The sequence below is a fragment of the Aquabacter spiritensis genome (genome assembly GCF_004346185.1).
Classification (GTDB): domain Bacteria; phylum Pseudomonadota; class Alphaproteobacteria; order Rhizobiales; family Xanthobacteraceae; genus Aquabacter; species Aquabacter spiritensis.
Genome location: NZ_SMAI01000001.1, coordinates 336,215 through 348,871, shown reverse-complemented (window position 1 = coordinate 348,871; position 12,657 = coordinate 336,215). Strand labels below are relative to the sequence as shown.

Here is a 12,657-nt window from a genome sequence, read left to right as displayed (position 1 = left end):
ATGCGGCGCAGAGGTTCCGGTCTCGCGCCGCGGTCCGGACCATGCCGTTCCGGCCGGCTTGCCAGCGGCGCGACATTGGCCGATACCGGCAGGCGCGCACCGCTCCATCAAGAAGGCGTCCGCCCGCCGGCGGCCCGCCTCGCAGGTCCCCCGGGGGGAAGTCATGAAACGTCTCGTCCTGAAACGTCTCGTTTTGGCGCTCGCCGCGCCGCTGCTCGCCGTTCTTCTCGCTTTTCCCGCCGCCGCCCAGGACTGGCCGGCGCGCCAGCCGGTGAAGATCATCGCGCCGTTCGGACCCGGTTCGACGCCGGATCTCGTCGCGCGGCAGATCGCGGATTATTTCCAGACCAAGTTCGGCCATTCCTTCATCGTCGAGAACCGCCCCGGTGCGGGCGGCAATCGCGGCACCGATGCGGTGGCCAAAGCGGAGCCGGACGGCTACACGCTCGGCGTGTCCATCGGCGGCCCGCTCGGCGTGAACGCCGTGTTGTTCGGCAATCTGCCCTACGATCCGGCGAAGGATTTCGCCCTCGTCAGCCTGCTCGTGACCCAGCCGAGCGCGCTCGGCGTCAACACTGCCCTCGGCGTCAATTCGGTCGCGGAACTCGTCGCGCTTCTGAAGAAGAATCCCGACAAATACAATTACGGCTCGATCGGCAACGGCTCGCTGTCGCAGCTCGCCATGGAGGCGATCGGCCTCGCCAGCGGCACCGAACTCCAGCACGTGCCCTACAATTCCTCCCCCGCGGCGGTCACGGCTCTGATCCAGAACGACGTGCAGGTCGCCTGCCTGCCGGCCATCTCGCTCACGACCCTCGCCGGCGTGAAGCCGATCAAGATCCTCGCGGTGTCCACCGCCAAACGCTCGCCCTTCCTGCCCGACGTGCCGACGCTGAAGGAGAGCGGGATCGACGTCGAGGCCGAGGCCTGGAACGGACTGATCGCGCCCGCCGGCACGCCGCAGCCGATCGTGGACAAATTGCGCGCGGCGGTCGCCGAGGCGCTCGCGGTTCCCGCGATCCGGGAGAAGCTGGCGACGCAGCTGATGGAGCCGATCCCCGGCGATGCGGCCCAGTTCCGCGCCCGCATCGATGCCGACCTCGCGCGCTGGACGCGGGTGATCCGCGAGGCCGACATCAAGGTGAACTGAGTCGACCTGCGGGCAGCCCGCTGCGCGGGCGCCCAATTGGTGGGGCGCGGTTCCGGAAAGGGCATGGCGCGCCCAGGCCGATCGCGGTAATGACCCTCGATCGGATCGGGTTCGCGGGGGACGGCGGGTGCAGTTCATCGAATCGTTCGACCTCATGTCGTTCTTCGACACGATGGTGAGCCTCGCCGCCGCCTTCGTGCTCGGCACGGCGATCGGCGCCGAGCGGCAGTACCGGCAGCGCAGCGCCGGCCTTCGGACCAACGTCCTGGTCGCGGTCGGCGCCGCCGCCTTCGTCGATCTCGCCATCCGCCTCAACGGCGCCGACGGGGCGGTGCGCGTCATCTCCTACGTGGTCTCGGGCGTCGGCTTTCTCGGCGCCGGCGTGATCATGAAGGAGGGGCTGAACGTGCGCGGCCTCAACACCGCCGCGACCCTCTGGTCGACCGCCGCGGTCGGTGCCTGCGCGGGGTCGGACCGGCTCGCCGAGGCGGCGCTGGTGGCCTTTTTCATCCTCTCCGGCAACACGCTGCTGCGCCCGCTGGTCAATGCCATCAACCGCATCCCGATCGACGAAGGCGGGTCGGAGGCGATCTACGAGGTGCGCGTGGTGGCCGAGGATGCCCAGGTGCCCGGCCTGCGCGACCGCATCGTCGCCCTTCTGAAGGCCGCGAAATATCCGGTCGCCGACGTCAATCTCGAGGAATTGCCCGACGAGACCTCGGCGATCGTCGCGACCCTCGTCGGCACCGCCGCCAAGGGCAAGGAACTCGATGCGGTGGTCGCGCAATTGCGCCGCCTGCCGGGCGTCACCCATGCCAATTGGGAAGCCAGCACGACCTATTGACCGCCGCGACATTGCATTGCAGCGACGGTGTCGCTATCGGGATAAGGGGCGCGGGCCGATCTTCCGAAGGCTATTTTGATGGTCCAGGTCTTTTTGCTGCTGCTGGGGGGGCGGCTGATCCGGCGCCGGTGGTGGGTGCTCGGCTCGCTCGGCCTGCTGTGGATGCTGCTCGGCACGTTTTTCTTCGCCGACGCCTTCATCGAGGAAATCCGCATCCCGGTGCCCTATTTCGCGGCGCCGCTGCTGGTCGACGGGATCCTGTCGCTGATCGCGGCGGCCTTGTTCGTGCACAACCGGCCGCTGCGGATCGGCAGGGCCGCGGTGTTCCTGGCGGTCGCGCTGCTGCTGGTCTGGCAGCCGCGCCATGCCGCCTTCCTCGTCGCCATGGTGGTGGGCACCTTCCTTACCGCCGACGGGTTCTGGCGCGCGGGCAGCGCGGTGGTGGTGCGGTTTCCCGGCTGGCCGGGCTCGCTGGTGAAGGGGCTGTTCGAACTGGCGTTGGGGATCTGGTCCTATCTGCCCTGGCCGACCAATTACCGCGCCGATGTCGGCTCGGATGTCGGCCTGCTGCTGATGGTCTCGGCCGCCGGCATGCTGGGCCTCGCGCTGCGGCTGCGCCATATGCCGCCCGAGACCAGCCTGTCGGCGATCCTGTCCACCGGCTGGCCGGACATGCCGGCGGCGGCCGAGGTGCTGGCCGGGCCGGAAGAGGCGGAGAGCCGCGCCGCGCGGCCGCGCGAAACCGCGACGGTCCATGTCTGGACCCCGACCGGGCAGCTCGCCCCGTTGCGCAGCGGCGTGCGGCGCTACATCGCCGCCACCGACGAGACCGGGCACGTCTCGACCGGCCATTCCGCCCTGGACCTGCCGCCCGATCTCTATATCAGCCATTATCCGGCGGTCGAAATCGAGCACGCCCCCGGCGAATTCGCGCGCCTCTTGCGGGCGACCCAGGAGAACGACGTCCCCGGCCGGTTCCAGCCGAGCTATGCGGAGGAAAGCGCCGGCTGGTGCCCGTCCTCCTTCCAGGTGGAGATGCCCGGGCTCGACGCCGCCGCGATCCGCGACTTCTGGGCGCTCTACCGGCAGGACGAGACCTACAACCTCACCAACCGCAATTGTTCGAGCGCCGTGGTGAAGGCGCTCGATGCCGGGATGGAGGGGCTGTTCGAACAGGCCGCCCGCTCGCCGCTCTTCATCCTGCGGCTGCTGGCGAGCCCGGAATTGTGGGTTGCCGGCATGGTGCGGCACCGCGCCTCGACCATGGCCTGGACCCCCGGCCTGGTGCTCGATTATGTCCGCGCGCTGCGCCGCCTGATCCTCGACGCGCACGTCGCGCGGGGTTAGGCGGCCTCAGACCAGCATCTGGGTGTCGCCGTCGACGCTGATCGCCTGGCCGGAAATGCTGGCGCCGAGGGGGGAGGCGAGGAAGACCGCGACCGTGGCGAGATGCTGCGGCGGGATCAGCCGCTTCAGCGAGGTGGTGGCCAGCACCTGGGCCTGAACCTCCTCGACCGACTGGTTGCGCTCGCGCGCTTTGTGCTCGAACACCGAGCGGATGCGCGGCCCGTCCACCGCCCCCGGCAGGATCGCATTGGCGCGGATGCCGAATTCGCCCAGTTCCATGGCGAGCGACTTGATGAAGCCGACCACCGCCCATTTCGAGGCGGCATACGGGCTGCGCAGCGGAAACCCGAACCGGCCGGCGGCCGAGGACAGGCCGATGATCGACGGGTTGGCGCTCGCCTTCAGCGCCGGCACCGCGAGGCGGGTGACGTTGAAATGCCCGGTAATGTCGACCGCGAGCGTGCGGTCCCAGTCCTCCGGCGCGATCTGGTCCACGCGCCCCGTGGGGCCGGCGATCCCGGCATTGTTGACGAGCACGTCGAGCCCGCCGAGATCGGCCAGAGCGGCGTGCATGAAGCGGTCGACCGCGGCGCGGTCGGAGACGTCGCAGACATGGCCCGCGAGGCCGGAATCGAGCGCGTCGAGCGCCGGGGCGTCGACATCGCAGACCACGACGCGGGCGCCCTCTTTGGCGAAAGCGCGCGCGATTTCGAGGCCGATGCCGGAGGCTCCCGCCGTCACCACGACCCGCAGACCGGCAATGCCGAGATCCATCCCGTCCTCCCACTCATTTTGGCCTCGCCCGGCGAGGCGCTTGGCGCGTCAGTCCGGCAGAATGCCGCGCGAAAGGATGAAGTCGCCGGCGCTGCGGATGTCGGCGATCAGGGCCGCGCGCGCCGCCTCGCCGTCGCGCGCCTTCAGAGCGTCGAGGAGGGCGGCATGGTGCAGATGGGCGTCGCCCTGGCGCACCCGTTCCGGCCCGGCCTGGAAATCGAGATTGAGGACCGGCCCGATCTGCAGCCACAGCCCCTCGATCATCTGCAGGAGCGTCGGCAGGCGGGCCGCGCGATAGAGCGCGAAATGCAGATCCTTGTTGTGCCGCATCGCCGCCGCGCCGTCGGGGCGGCGCTTCTCGCGCTCGGCCGCGAACAGGCGCTCGCACCGGGCGATTTCGGCGATGTCGTCGGCGCTCGCCGTGTGCGCGGCGGTGACGGCCGCGAGGCCCTCGAGCTGAAAGCGGATCAGCCGCAATTCCTCGAACCGCACGCGCGGCATCAGCGGCACGCGGACGGCACGGTTCGGCAGGACTTCGAGCGCATTCTCCGCGACCAGCCGGGAGACGGCCTCGCGCACCGGCATCGGGCTGGTGCCGATCGCGGTCGCGAGCCCGCGCAGCGTGAAGCGTTCGCCCGGCGCGGCGCGCCCGGACAGCAGCAGCTCCTTCAAGTCGCGATAGACCGTGTCGGCCAGGGTGAGCCGGACGATGCGCGCGACACGACCGGAGAGGGCATCGTCGGGTGCGGCGGGTGAGGCGGGGTTGTGCTGCATGAAGTCCATCTGATAAGTGTGATCACAGATAACAGATTGCCGAAGCAATCGGCAACCGTTTCGGCCTCGTCGCAAAGCGGGTCGGGCGTCCGCCAAGGCGCCGGTTTCCGTAGACGGGGCGGATAGCTGGGAGGAAAAGCCATGTCGCAAAAGACACCCGACGCCACACTTCCGTTCCTGTCCCGCCGCCGCATTCTCCAGGGAATCGGCGCCGCTGCGTTCGCCGGCGGTGTCGCCATGCCCGCGATCGTGCGGGCGCAGGCCGACACCATCGTGTTCGGCCATCTGACCCCGCTCACCGGCTTTCTCGGCCCGCTCGGCGCCTATGCCCAGATGGGCGTGCAGCTCGCGGTCGACGAGATCAATGCCGGCGGCGGCATCAATGGCCGCAAGGTCACGCTGATCATGGAAGACAGCGTCAATCCCGCGACCGCCTCTTCCAAGGCCGAGCGCTATATCGAGCGCGACAAGGCGGCGGTGCTGATCGGCGAGATTTCCTCGGCCTCCTGCCTCGCCATCTCGCAGGTCGCGGCCCGCAACAAGATCATGTTCGTCAATACCGGCGGCAATTCCGATGCGCTGCGCGGCAAGGATTGCAACCGGTACATGTTCCATGTCGAAGGGGCGAACACCCAATATGTGAAGGCGGTCGGCGCGGCGATGCTGCGCGACGGCCTGATCAAGGGCAAGAAGCTGTTCTTCCTCACCGCCGACTACGCCTTCGGCCACGACCTCTCGCGGGTCGCCAAGCGCTATATCGAGGCGAATGGCGGACAGGTGGTCGCGGACGAGCTGGTGCCGACCGACGCCACCGATTTCTCGGCCTACATGCTGAAGATCCGCCAGACGCGGCCCGACGTGGTGATCTCGAACCTTGCCGGCAACCAGATCACCAATTTCATCAAGCAATATTCCGAATTCGGCCTGCAGTTTCCCTATGGCGGCTTCGGCTTCGACACCGCCGTCGCCTGGGGCGCCGGAAAGGGGGCGTTCGGCGGCGTCTGGCCTTGCATCTGGCACCACGACGTCGCGGCCCCCGCCTCGCAGGCCTTCGTCGCCGCTTTCACCAAGAAGTTCGGCAAGCCGCCGGAGAACCAGGCGTGGGGCGACTATGTCGCGGCGAAGGCGGTGGCCCGCGCGATGACCGAGACCAAGGGCACCGACACCGCCAAGCTGATCGGCTTCTTCGAGCAGGAACCGAAGCTGGATATTCTGAAAGGCAGGCAGGGCTATTTCCGCGCCTTCGATCACCAATTGATCCAGGAAATGTACACCATCTCCGCCAAGCCCGTGGCGCAGGTGAAGGATCAATGGGACCTGATGGTGCTCGGCCCGGCCGTCCCCGCGGCGAACGATGCGCTGGACGTGATCGCGCCGACCCCGGCGGAAAATCCCTGCTCCTTCCCCGTGTGACCGCTCAGCGCGGGACCGCGACCGCTCCCGCGTCTCGGGCGTTCGGTGCGGGTGCTGCGGACACCGTCTGACCTCTCGACAATCCGCCGGCCGGATCGCCCCGCGATCCGACCGGGGCGTGCTCCGGCCGGGATCCCACCATGCCCCTCGAAGTCGTGTTTCTTCTCGAGCAGCTTCTGAACGGACTTCTGGTCGGGGTCGGCTATCTCCTGATCGCCCTCGGCCTGTCGCTGATCTTCTCGCTCGGCGGCATCGTCAATCTCGCTCATGGCGGCTTCTATGCGATCGGCGCCTATGCGGCGGTCGCGGTCGGCAATCGCTTCGGCTTCCCGGCGGCCTTCATCGTTTCGCCGGTTCTGGTCGCCCTGATCGGCGTCGCGGTCGAACGGCTGCTGTTCTCGCGCTTCTATCGCGCCGATCCGATCCTCTCTTTGCTCCTCACCTTCGGCCTCGCCATGGTGATCGAGCAGGCGCTGCGGATGGCGTTCGGGGCGACGCCGATCCCCTTCGCCATCCCCGATTTCCTGCGCGGCCAGGTGTTCGTCGGCGACTTCATCTATTCGCGCTACCGGCTCGCCATCCTGGTCGTCGCGATGGTCGCGGTCTTCGGCCTGTGGCTGCTGCTTCAGCGCACCGCTTTCGGCCGCGTGGTGCGGGCCGGGGTGCAGAATCCCGACATGGTCGGTGCGCTGGGCATCTCGCTCTCGCCCTACCTCGCCGCCGTGGCGGCGCTGGGCATCGGCCTTGCCGGACTGGCCGGCGTGATGCTCGCGCCGATCACCGGCGTGCACCCGGCAATGGGCAGCGAAATCCTGACCGCGTCCTTCGTCGTGGTGGTGATCGGCGGGCTCGGCTCCTTCTGGGGGGTGGTCGCGGCCGGACTGCTGGTCGGGGTGGTGCGCGGCATGACGGTCTATTTCGTCCCGGCCGCCGCCGAGGCCTCGATGTATCTGCTCATGCTGATGGTCCTGCTCGCCCGGCCGCGCGGCCTGTTCGGCGAGCGCATCGTGCGGTTCGAATGATGCCGCGTCCCGCTCGCCTCCCCGCGCGCTCCCCCCGCCCCGCATTGTCCGCAGCGCGAAAGTCGCCCGCATGCTGAAGCGTCACGCCAATCTTCTGGTCGCCGCGGCCGCGCTCCTCGCGCTGCCCTCCGTGCTCTCGGCGTTCGGCCTGACGCTGACCTCGGCCACCGACGTCGCCTTGCTCGCCATGGCCTGCATGGCCCTCAATCTGCTGGTCGGCTATACCGGCCTCGTCTCGTTCGGCCATGGTGCCTGGTTCGGGCTCGGCGCCTATGCGGCGGCGCTGCTCCAGGTCCATGTCGCGCCCGGCCTCGGCGTGGTCCTCGCGCTGCCGGCCATGCTTCTGGTCGGGCTGTGCGCGGTGCCGATCGGTTTTGTCGTGCTGCGCCGGCGCGGGGTCTATTTTTCCCTCCTCACGCTCGCCTTCACCGCGCTGCTCTACACCATCGCCTATCGCTGGACCGCGCTCACGGGAGGCGAGAACGGGCTCGGCGGGGTGCGGCGCGGCACGCTGTTCGGGCTCAACCTGGAGCAGGCGGGCCTGTTCTATGTGCTCATCGCGCTGGTCGTGTTCTGCGTCGTCTTCGGGCTCCAGCGCTTCGTGCGCTCGCCGCTCGGCTCGGTTCTGGTCGCGATCCGCGAGAACGAGCAGCGCGCCCGCTTCATCGGCTACGACACCACGCTCTATAAGATCGCCTGCTTCGCTTTGTCGGCGGCGATCACCGCTCTGGCGGGCGCGCTCATGGTGTTCAATCATCGCTTCGCCTCGGCCGATCCGATCGCGGTCGCCTTTTCCGGCGAATTGCTGGCGATGGTGGTGATCGGCGGCATGCGTTCCTTTCTCGGGCCGGCGCTGGGCGCTTTGTTCTACGTGCTGTTCCGCGAATTCCTCTCGATGTGGACGCCGAATTGGCTGTTCTGGTTCGGCCTGCTGTTCATGGCTTTCATCGTGTTCTCGCCGACCGGCCTCGTCGGGGTTGCCGGACGGCTGGTCGCGCCGCTGCGCAAGCCGCGCGTGACGGACGCCGCGATGGGCGGGCGAACCGGGGCGCAGGCGCGCGCGCTGCCGGCCGCGCTCATCCGCCCCGCCGAAGCGGGGGACGGTGCCCCGGTGCTCGAGGCGAAAGGGCTGGCGCGCGCGTTCGGCGGCATCAAGGCGGTCGAGAACGGCGCGATCGCGGTGCGCGACCGCACCCTGCACGCTCTGATCGGCCCGAACGGCGCCGGCAAGACCACCGCCTTCAACCTCATTTCCGGCATGTTCAAGCCCGATGCCGGCGAGGTGCGGCTCGCCGGTGCCCGGATCGACGGGCTGTCGCCCGACAAGGTCTGCGCGCGCGGGCTGGCGCGGTCCTTCCAGATCACCAATCTGTTCCCCGCTTTGTCGGTGCATGAAAATCTCCGGCTCGGCGTCCAGGCGACCCATGCCCGCCGCTTCGATCCCTGGACAAACGCCGCCGCGATCGCCGCGATCGATGCCGAGACCCGCGAGATGATCGCCTTTCTCGGCGTCGCGGGGATGGAGCAGGCGGAGGCCGGCGCGCTGTCCTATGGCGGGCAGCGCCTGCTCGATATGGGCCTCGCTTTGACCTCGCGGCCGCGCATCCTGCTCTTGGACGAGCCGCTGGCGGGGCTTGCCGCAGCCGAGCGCGCGCGGGTCTCGGCGCTGATCAAGCAGATCTCCGCCGAGGTCCCGGTGCTGCTCGTCGAGCACGATATCGACCGCGTGTTCGAGCTGGCCGACGCCGTGACCGTGATGGCCGACGGGGCGGTCCTGGTCGACGGCACGGTGGAGGATGCCCGCAGCAATGCCCGGGTCCAGGAGGTCTATATCGGCTCCGGTTCGGCCGCTTTGGCCGGGCGCGATCTCGTCTCCGCCGCGACCGACCGGCCGATGCTCGCGCTTTCGGGGGTCGATGCCTTTTACGGCAAGAGCCGCATCCTGACCGATGTCGCGCTGGAGGCGCGGGAGGGCGAGATCGTCGCCCTGCTGGGCCGGAACGGCGCGGGGAAATCGACGCTGCTGAAGACGGTCATGGGGATCGTCCCGCCGGCCGCCGGCCGGATCGCGCTGGCGGGCGCGGATCTCGCCGGCCGGACGCCGGCCGCCATCGCCCAGCGCGGCGTCGGCTATGTCCCGCAGGGCCGGGCGCTGTTTTCCGGCATGAGCGTGCGGCACAATCTCGAACTCGGCCGGCTGAAGCGCCGCACCGGGGCCGGGCGCCATTTCACCGAGGCCGAGGTGCTCGATCTGTTTCCGCGCCTGCGCCAGCGGCTCGACACGCCGGCCGATCTGCTCTCGGGCGGCGAGCAGCAGATGGTGGCGGTGGCGCGCGCTTTGGTCGGCGACACCCGCCTGCTTCTTTTGGACGAGCCGTTCGAGGGTCTGTCGCCGGCGGTGACCGAGGAATTGTTCGACGCCTTCGACCGGCTGCGCCACCGCGTGACCCTGGTGATCGTCGACCACCATCTCGACGTGGTGCTGAACCTCGCCGACCGGGCGGTGGTGCTGGAGCGCGGGCAGGTGGTCCATGAGGGGCCGGCGCGCCCGCTCGCCCGCGACCTCGATCTGCGGCGCTCGGTGCTGTGGCTGTGAGGGGTCGGCTGTTTTTTCGGACGTTCAGGAAAGGTGTCGCATGCGCAAGATCGCCATTATCGGCTCCGGCTTCATCGGCCGCGCCTGGGCCATCACCTTCGCCCGCGCCGGCTTCGCGGTGGCGCTGGCCGATCCCGTGGACGGCGCCCCGGCGGCGGCGCTGCGTTATATCGCCGATGTCCTGCCCGACCTTGCGGCGAACGATCTGCTCGGCGGCGCGACGCCCGAGGCGGTGCTCGGCCGGCTTTCCGCCGCGCCCTCTTACGCCGCCGCGCTCGACGGGGCGGAACATGCCCAGGAGAACGCCCCGGAGGAACTGGCGCTCAAGATCCCCCTGTTCGCCGAACTCGACCGGCTGGCGGCGCCCGACACGGTGATCGCCTCCTCGACCTCGGCGATCCTGCCCTCGCTGTTCACCGCCGATTTGCCCGGGCGCGCGCGGTGCTGCGTCTGCCACCCGATCAACCCGCCATACCTCATTCCCGCCGTCGAGGTGGTGCCGGCGCCCTGGACCGCGCCGGAAACCCTCGCCCGCGCCGCCGATCTGATGCGCGCCGCCGGGCAGGCGCCGATCGTGATGCAGAAGGAGCTGGACGGCTTCGTCATGAACCGCCTGCAGGGCGCGCTGCTGGAAGAGGCGTTCCGGCTGGTGGCGGACGGCTATGCCAGCGTCGAGGACGTCGATGTCGGCATCCGCGACGGGCTGGCGCTGCGCTGGAGCTTCATGGGGCCGTTCGAGACCATCGACCTCAACGCCCCCGGCGGCGTCGCGGACTATGCCGCGCGCTACGAGCAGATCTACCGGCGCATTTCGCCGACCCAGTGGCGCCGCGTCGACTGGACCGGGCCGGTCATGGACACCGTCCTGGCCGCGCGCCGCGCCCGTCTGCCGGAGGGCGAACTCGGCGCCCGCCAGGTCTGGCGCGACCGCCGGCTGATGGCCCTCGCCGCCCACAGGCGCAAGGCGGCGAAGGAGATCGGCGGCTGAAGCGAGCGGCGCCGGGCCTCAGATGAGGGACCGCCGGAACCGCCGGCCGTGGCCGGCGGTGGTCATTTCAGGAGCACTTCCACTTGCTGGTCGCGCCCGGCCTCTACCTTGAACTCCTGTTCCACCGCGCGGCCCTCGTTGCGCGCGATCACCCGGTAGTCGCCTTCGCTGAGCACGACCGTCGGGAAGGCGCCGATGGATTCCTTGATCGGGTCGCCGCCCGGCGTGATGACGGACCATTGCGTGTCGGCCTGGGCCTCGCCGCCGGGCGCCTTCACCAGCTTCAGGCTGACCTGCGCCGCGCGGTGATGGACCGTCGCATCCGTCAGCTTTCCGGCCTGGACCTGGACGTCGGCGCGCACCACGGCATTGGCGTCGCCATAGGTCGAGACCACGTGATAGGTGCCTTCCGGCAGCAGCACGACTTCCCCGGCATTGGCGCCGCGATAATAAGGCTGGGTCGAGGTCCGCCCCTGCAGGAACGAGCCCTCGAAAATGTCGAAGGTCACCTTCTGCCCGGGGATCGGCTTTTCGCTCACGTCGGCGCCGAGGCGCAGCCCGCCGGCCGGCAGGATGAAGGCCTCGCGCTTCGACACCGAGCCGATCTGGACCCGCTGGGCGGTGGAGGCGAACCCGTAGCTCGCATGAACGACATAGCCGCCCGGATTGAGGAAGAAGACCGGATAGGGGTCGCTGCTCTCGGCGACGAGCGGAAAGGCGCCGGATGCCTCCGGCGTATCGGCGAAGACCCGCCAGGCGACCCCGCGCGGGATGCTCGGGCCGGTCTGGCCGAAGCGCGCGAAAGCGCCGAGCGCCAATTTTCCGGCCGGAGGCTGGGGCAGGATGGCATGCGGCTCGCCTGCCGGGCCGGGCGCGCCGGGACGTCCGGCGCCGGGCGGCGGCGGGCCGAAACTGTCCTGCGGCATGCCGCGCGGCGTGCCCACGAAGGGCAGAGCCTGGGCGAGGGCCGGCGCCGCCGACAGCAGAAGGAGCAGGACGGCGACGGCGCGACGGGCGGTGGATCCGGTACGCATGATGCGTCAGGTGCCCGGAAATGGCGGCACTTTCAAGTCCTTCCGAGGCAGGAGGCGAACCGGAGCGAACCGGCCGGGCCGGCGGCTTTGGCCCGCCGTGCGCGGTCGTGCTAGGGAAGGCGAAAGCTTCCCCGCGCCCGCAGGTTGCCATGCCCGACGCCGTCGAACTGCTGCTCACCCGCCGTTCCACCCGGATCATCGATTTCGTCGATCCCGGCCCGGGGCCGCAGGATCTGGAGACCATCCTCACCATCGCCGCGCGCGTGCCGGATCACGGCAAGCTCGCGCCGTGGCGCTTCATCCTGTTCGAGGGCGAAGGCCGCGCGCGGGCCGGCGCGGCGTTGGCCGCGGCGCTGACGGCGGCCGATCCGCAGGCGCCGGAGCGCCGCATCGAAGAGGAGCGCAAGCGCTTCCTGCGCGCGCCTCTGGTCGTCGCGGTGGTCTCGAAAGCCGCCCCGCACCCGAAAATCCCGGAGAGCGAGCAGGTCCTGTCCTCGGCGGCGGTGGCGCAGAACATGCTGATCGCCGCCGCCGCCCTCGGCTATGGCGCGACCTGGGTGACCGAATGGCCGGCCTATGAGCCGCGCGCCCGCGCCGCCCTCGGCCTCGGCGTGGAGGAGCGCGTCACCGGCTTCATCTATATCGGTCATGCGACGCAGAAGCTCGAAGACCGCCCGCGCCCGGCGCTCGACGCCATCGTCACCCGCTATTGAGG

General features: G+C 69.6%; 11 protein-coding genes. 8 read left to right on the top strand and 3 right to left on the bottom strand.

Translation table 11 applies throughout. From position 1 onward, the window contains the following. Nucleotides 1–163: 163 nt before the first annotated feature. The 3 genes from EDC64_RS01605 to EDC64_RS01595 all read left to right on the top strand — a co-directional run bounded on the left by EDC64_RS01605 (nucleotide 164) and on the right by EDC64_RS01595 (nucleotide 3,341). Complete coding sequence (locus EDC64_RS01605; RefSeq protein WP_132029070.1) at nucleotides 164–1,150, top strand: Bug family tripartite tricarboxylate transporter substrate binding protein; 987 nt, start codon at nucleotides 164–166, stop codon at nucleotides 1,148–1,150. Between the two features lie 127 nt (nucleotides 1,151–1,277). Further along, nucleotides 1,278–1,994, top strand: coding sequence for an MgtC/SapB family protein (locus EDC64_RS01600; protein ID WP_132029067.1), 717 nt, complete (start codon nucleotides 1,278–1,280; stop codon nucleotides 1,992–1,994). 78 nt (nucleotides 1,995–2,072) lie between these two features. Then, nucleotides 2,073–3,341 (top strand): HdeD family acid-resistance protein, encoded by a 1,269-nt coding sequence (locus tag EDC64_RS01595; RefSeq protein ID WP_132029064.1) that lies wholly within the window; start codon nucleotides 2,073–2,075, stop codon nucleotides 3,339–3,341. Nucleotides 3,342–3,347: 6 nt separating this feature from the next. On the opposite strand, the gene EDC64_RS01590 is transcribed toward EDC64_RS01595, so the two are convergent. After that, entirely contained in the window at nucleotides 3,348–4,115 is a 768-nt protein-coding gene (locus tag EDC64_RS01590; RefSeq protein ID WP_132029061.1) for an SDR family oxidoreductase, read from the bottom strand. A 48-nt stretch (nucleotides 4,116–4,163) separates the two neighbouring features. Beyond that, nucleotides 4,164–4,889 carry a GntR family transcriptional regulator gene (locus EDC64_RS01585; RefSeq protein WP_165933604.1) on the bottom strand — a complete coding sequence of 242 codons (726 nt, stop codon included), beginning with the start codon at nucleotides 4,887–4,889 and terminating at the stop codon, nucleotides 4,164–4,166. A 141-nt stretch (nucleotides 4,890–5,030) separates the two neighbouring features. Here EDC64_RS01585 and EDC64_RS01580 point away from each other — a divergent pair, with 141 nt between their 5' ends. The 4 genes from EDC64_RS01580 (at nucleotide 5,031) to EDC64_RS01565 (ending at nucleotide 10,908) form a co-directional block, all read left to right on the top strand. Next, on the top strand, nucleotides 5,031–6,302 hold the full coding sequence (locus tag EDC64_RS01580; RefSeq protein ID WP_132029055.1) for an ABC transporter substrate-binding protein: 1,272 nt from the start codon (nucleotides 5,031–5,033) through the stop codon (nucleotides 6,300–6,302). A 140-nt stretch (nucleotides 6,303–6,442) separates the two neighbouring features. Further along, the gene (locus EDC64_RS01575; RefSeq protein ID WP_132029052.1) at nucleotides 6,443–7,324 is read left to right on the top strand and encodes a branched-chain amino acid ABC transporter permease; all 882 of its coding nucleotides are present in this window, start codon (nucleotides 6,443–6,445) and stop codon (nucleotides 7,322–7,324) included. Between the two features lie 70 nt (nucleotides 7,325–7,394). Then, nucleotides 7,395–9,920 carry a branched-chain amino acid ABC transporter ATP-binding protein/permease gene (locus tag EDC64_RS01570; RefSeq protein WP_132029049.1) on the top strand — a complete coding sequence of 842 codons (2,526 nt, stop codon included), beginning with the start codon at nucleotides 7,395–7,397 and terminating at the stop codon, nucleotides 9,918–9,920. A 40-nt stretch (nucleotides 9,921–9,960) separates the two neighbouring features. Further along, entirely contained in the window at nucleotides 9,961–10,908 is a 948-nt protein-coding gene (locus tag EDC64_RS01565) for a 3-hydroxyacyl-CoA dehydrogenase (RefSeq protein WP_132029046.1), read from the top strand. Nucleotides 10,909–10,970: 62 nt separating this feature from the next. Here EDC64_RS01565 and EDC64_RS01560 read toward each other — a convergent pair whose 3' ends face one another. Beyond that, nucleotides 10,971–11,942 (bottom strand): hypothetical protein, encoded by a 972-nt coding sequence (locus tag EDC64_RS01560; protein ID WP_132029043.1) that lies wholly within the window; start codon nucleotides 11,940–11,942, stop codon nucleotides 10,971–10,973. A gap of 149 nt (nucleotides 11,943–12,091) precedes the next feature. Between EDC64_RS01560 and EDC64_RS01555 the strand changes: the two genes are divergently transcribed. Then, nucleotides 12,092–12,655, top strand: coding sequence for a nitroreductase family protein (locus EDC64_RS01555; protein ID WP_132029040.1), 564 nt, complete (start codon nucleotides 12,092–12,094; stop codon nucleotides 12,653–12,655). Nucleotides 12,656–12,657: the final 2 nt, after the last annotated feature.

Bases quoted from the DNA above. Each gene is read 5' to 3' on its own strand.
- EDC64_RS01605 (WP_132029070.1), top strand. From the start codon at position 164: ATGAAACGTCTCGTCCTGAAACGTCTCGTTTTGGCGCTCGCCGCGCCG.
- EDC64_RS01595 (WP_132029064.1), top strand. From the start codon at position 2,073: ATGGTCCAGGTCTTTTTGCTGCTGCTGGGGGGGCGGCTGATCCGGCGC.
- EDC64_RS01590 (WP_132029061.1), bottom strand. From the start codon at position 4,115: ATGGATCTCGGCATTGCCGGTCTGCGGGTCGTGGTGACGGCGGGAGCC.
- EDC64_RS01585 (WP_165933604.1), bottom strand. From the start codon at position 4,889: ATGCAGCACAACCCCGCCTCACCCGCCGCACCCGACGATGCCCTCTCC.
- EDC64_RS01580 (WP_132029055.1), top strand. From the start codon at position 5,031: ATGTCGCAAAAGACACCCGACGCCACACTTCCGTTCCTGTCCCGCCGC.
- EDC64_RS01575 (WP_132029052.1), top strand. From the start codon at position 6,443: ATGCCCCTCGAAGTCGTGTTTCTTCTCGAGCAGCTTCTGAACGGACTT.
- EDC64_RS01570 (WP_132029049.1), top strand. From the start codon at position 7,395: ATGCTGAAGCGTCACGCCAATCTTCTGGTCGCCGCGGCCGCGCTCCTC.
- EDC64_RS01565 (WP_132029046.1), top strand. From the start codon at position 9,961: ATGCGCAAGATCGCCATTATCGGCTCCGGCTTCATCGGCCGCGCCTGG.
- EDC64_RS01560 (WP_132029043.1), bottom strand. From the start codon at position 11,942: ATGCGTACCGGATCCACCGCCCGTCGCGCCGTCGCCGTCCTGCTCCTT.
- EDC64_RS01555 (WP_132029040.1), top strand. From the start codon at position 12,092: ATGCCCGACGCCGTCGAACTGCTGCTCACCCGCCGTTCCACCCGGATC.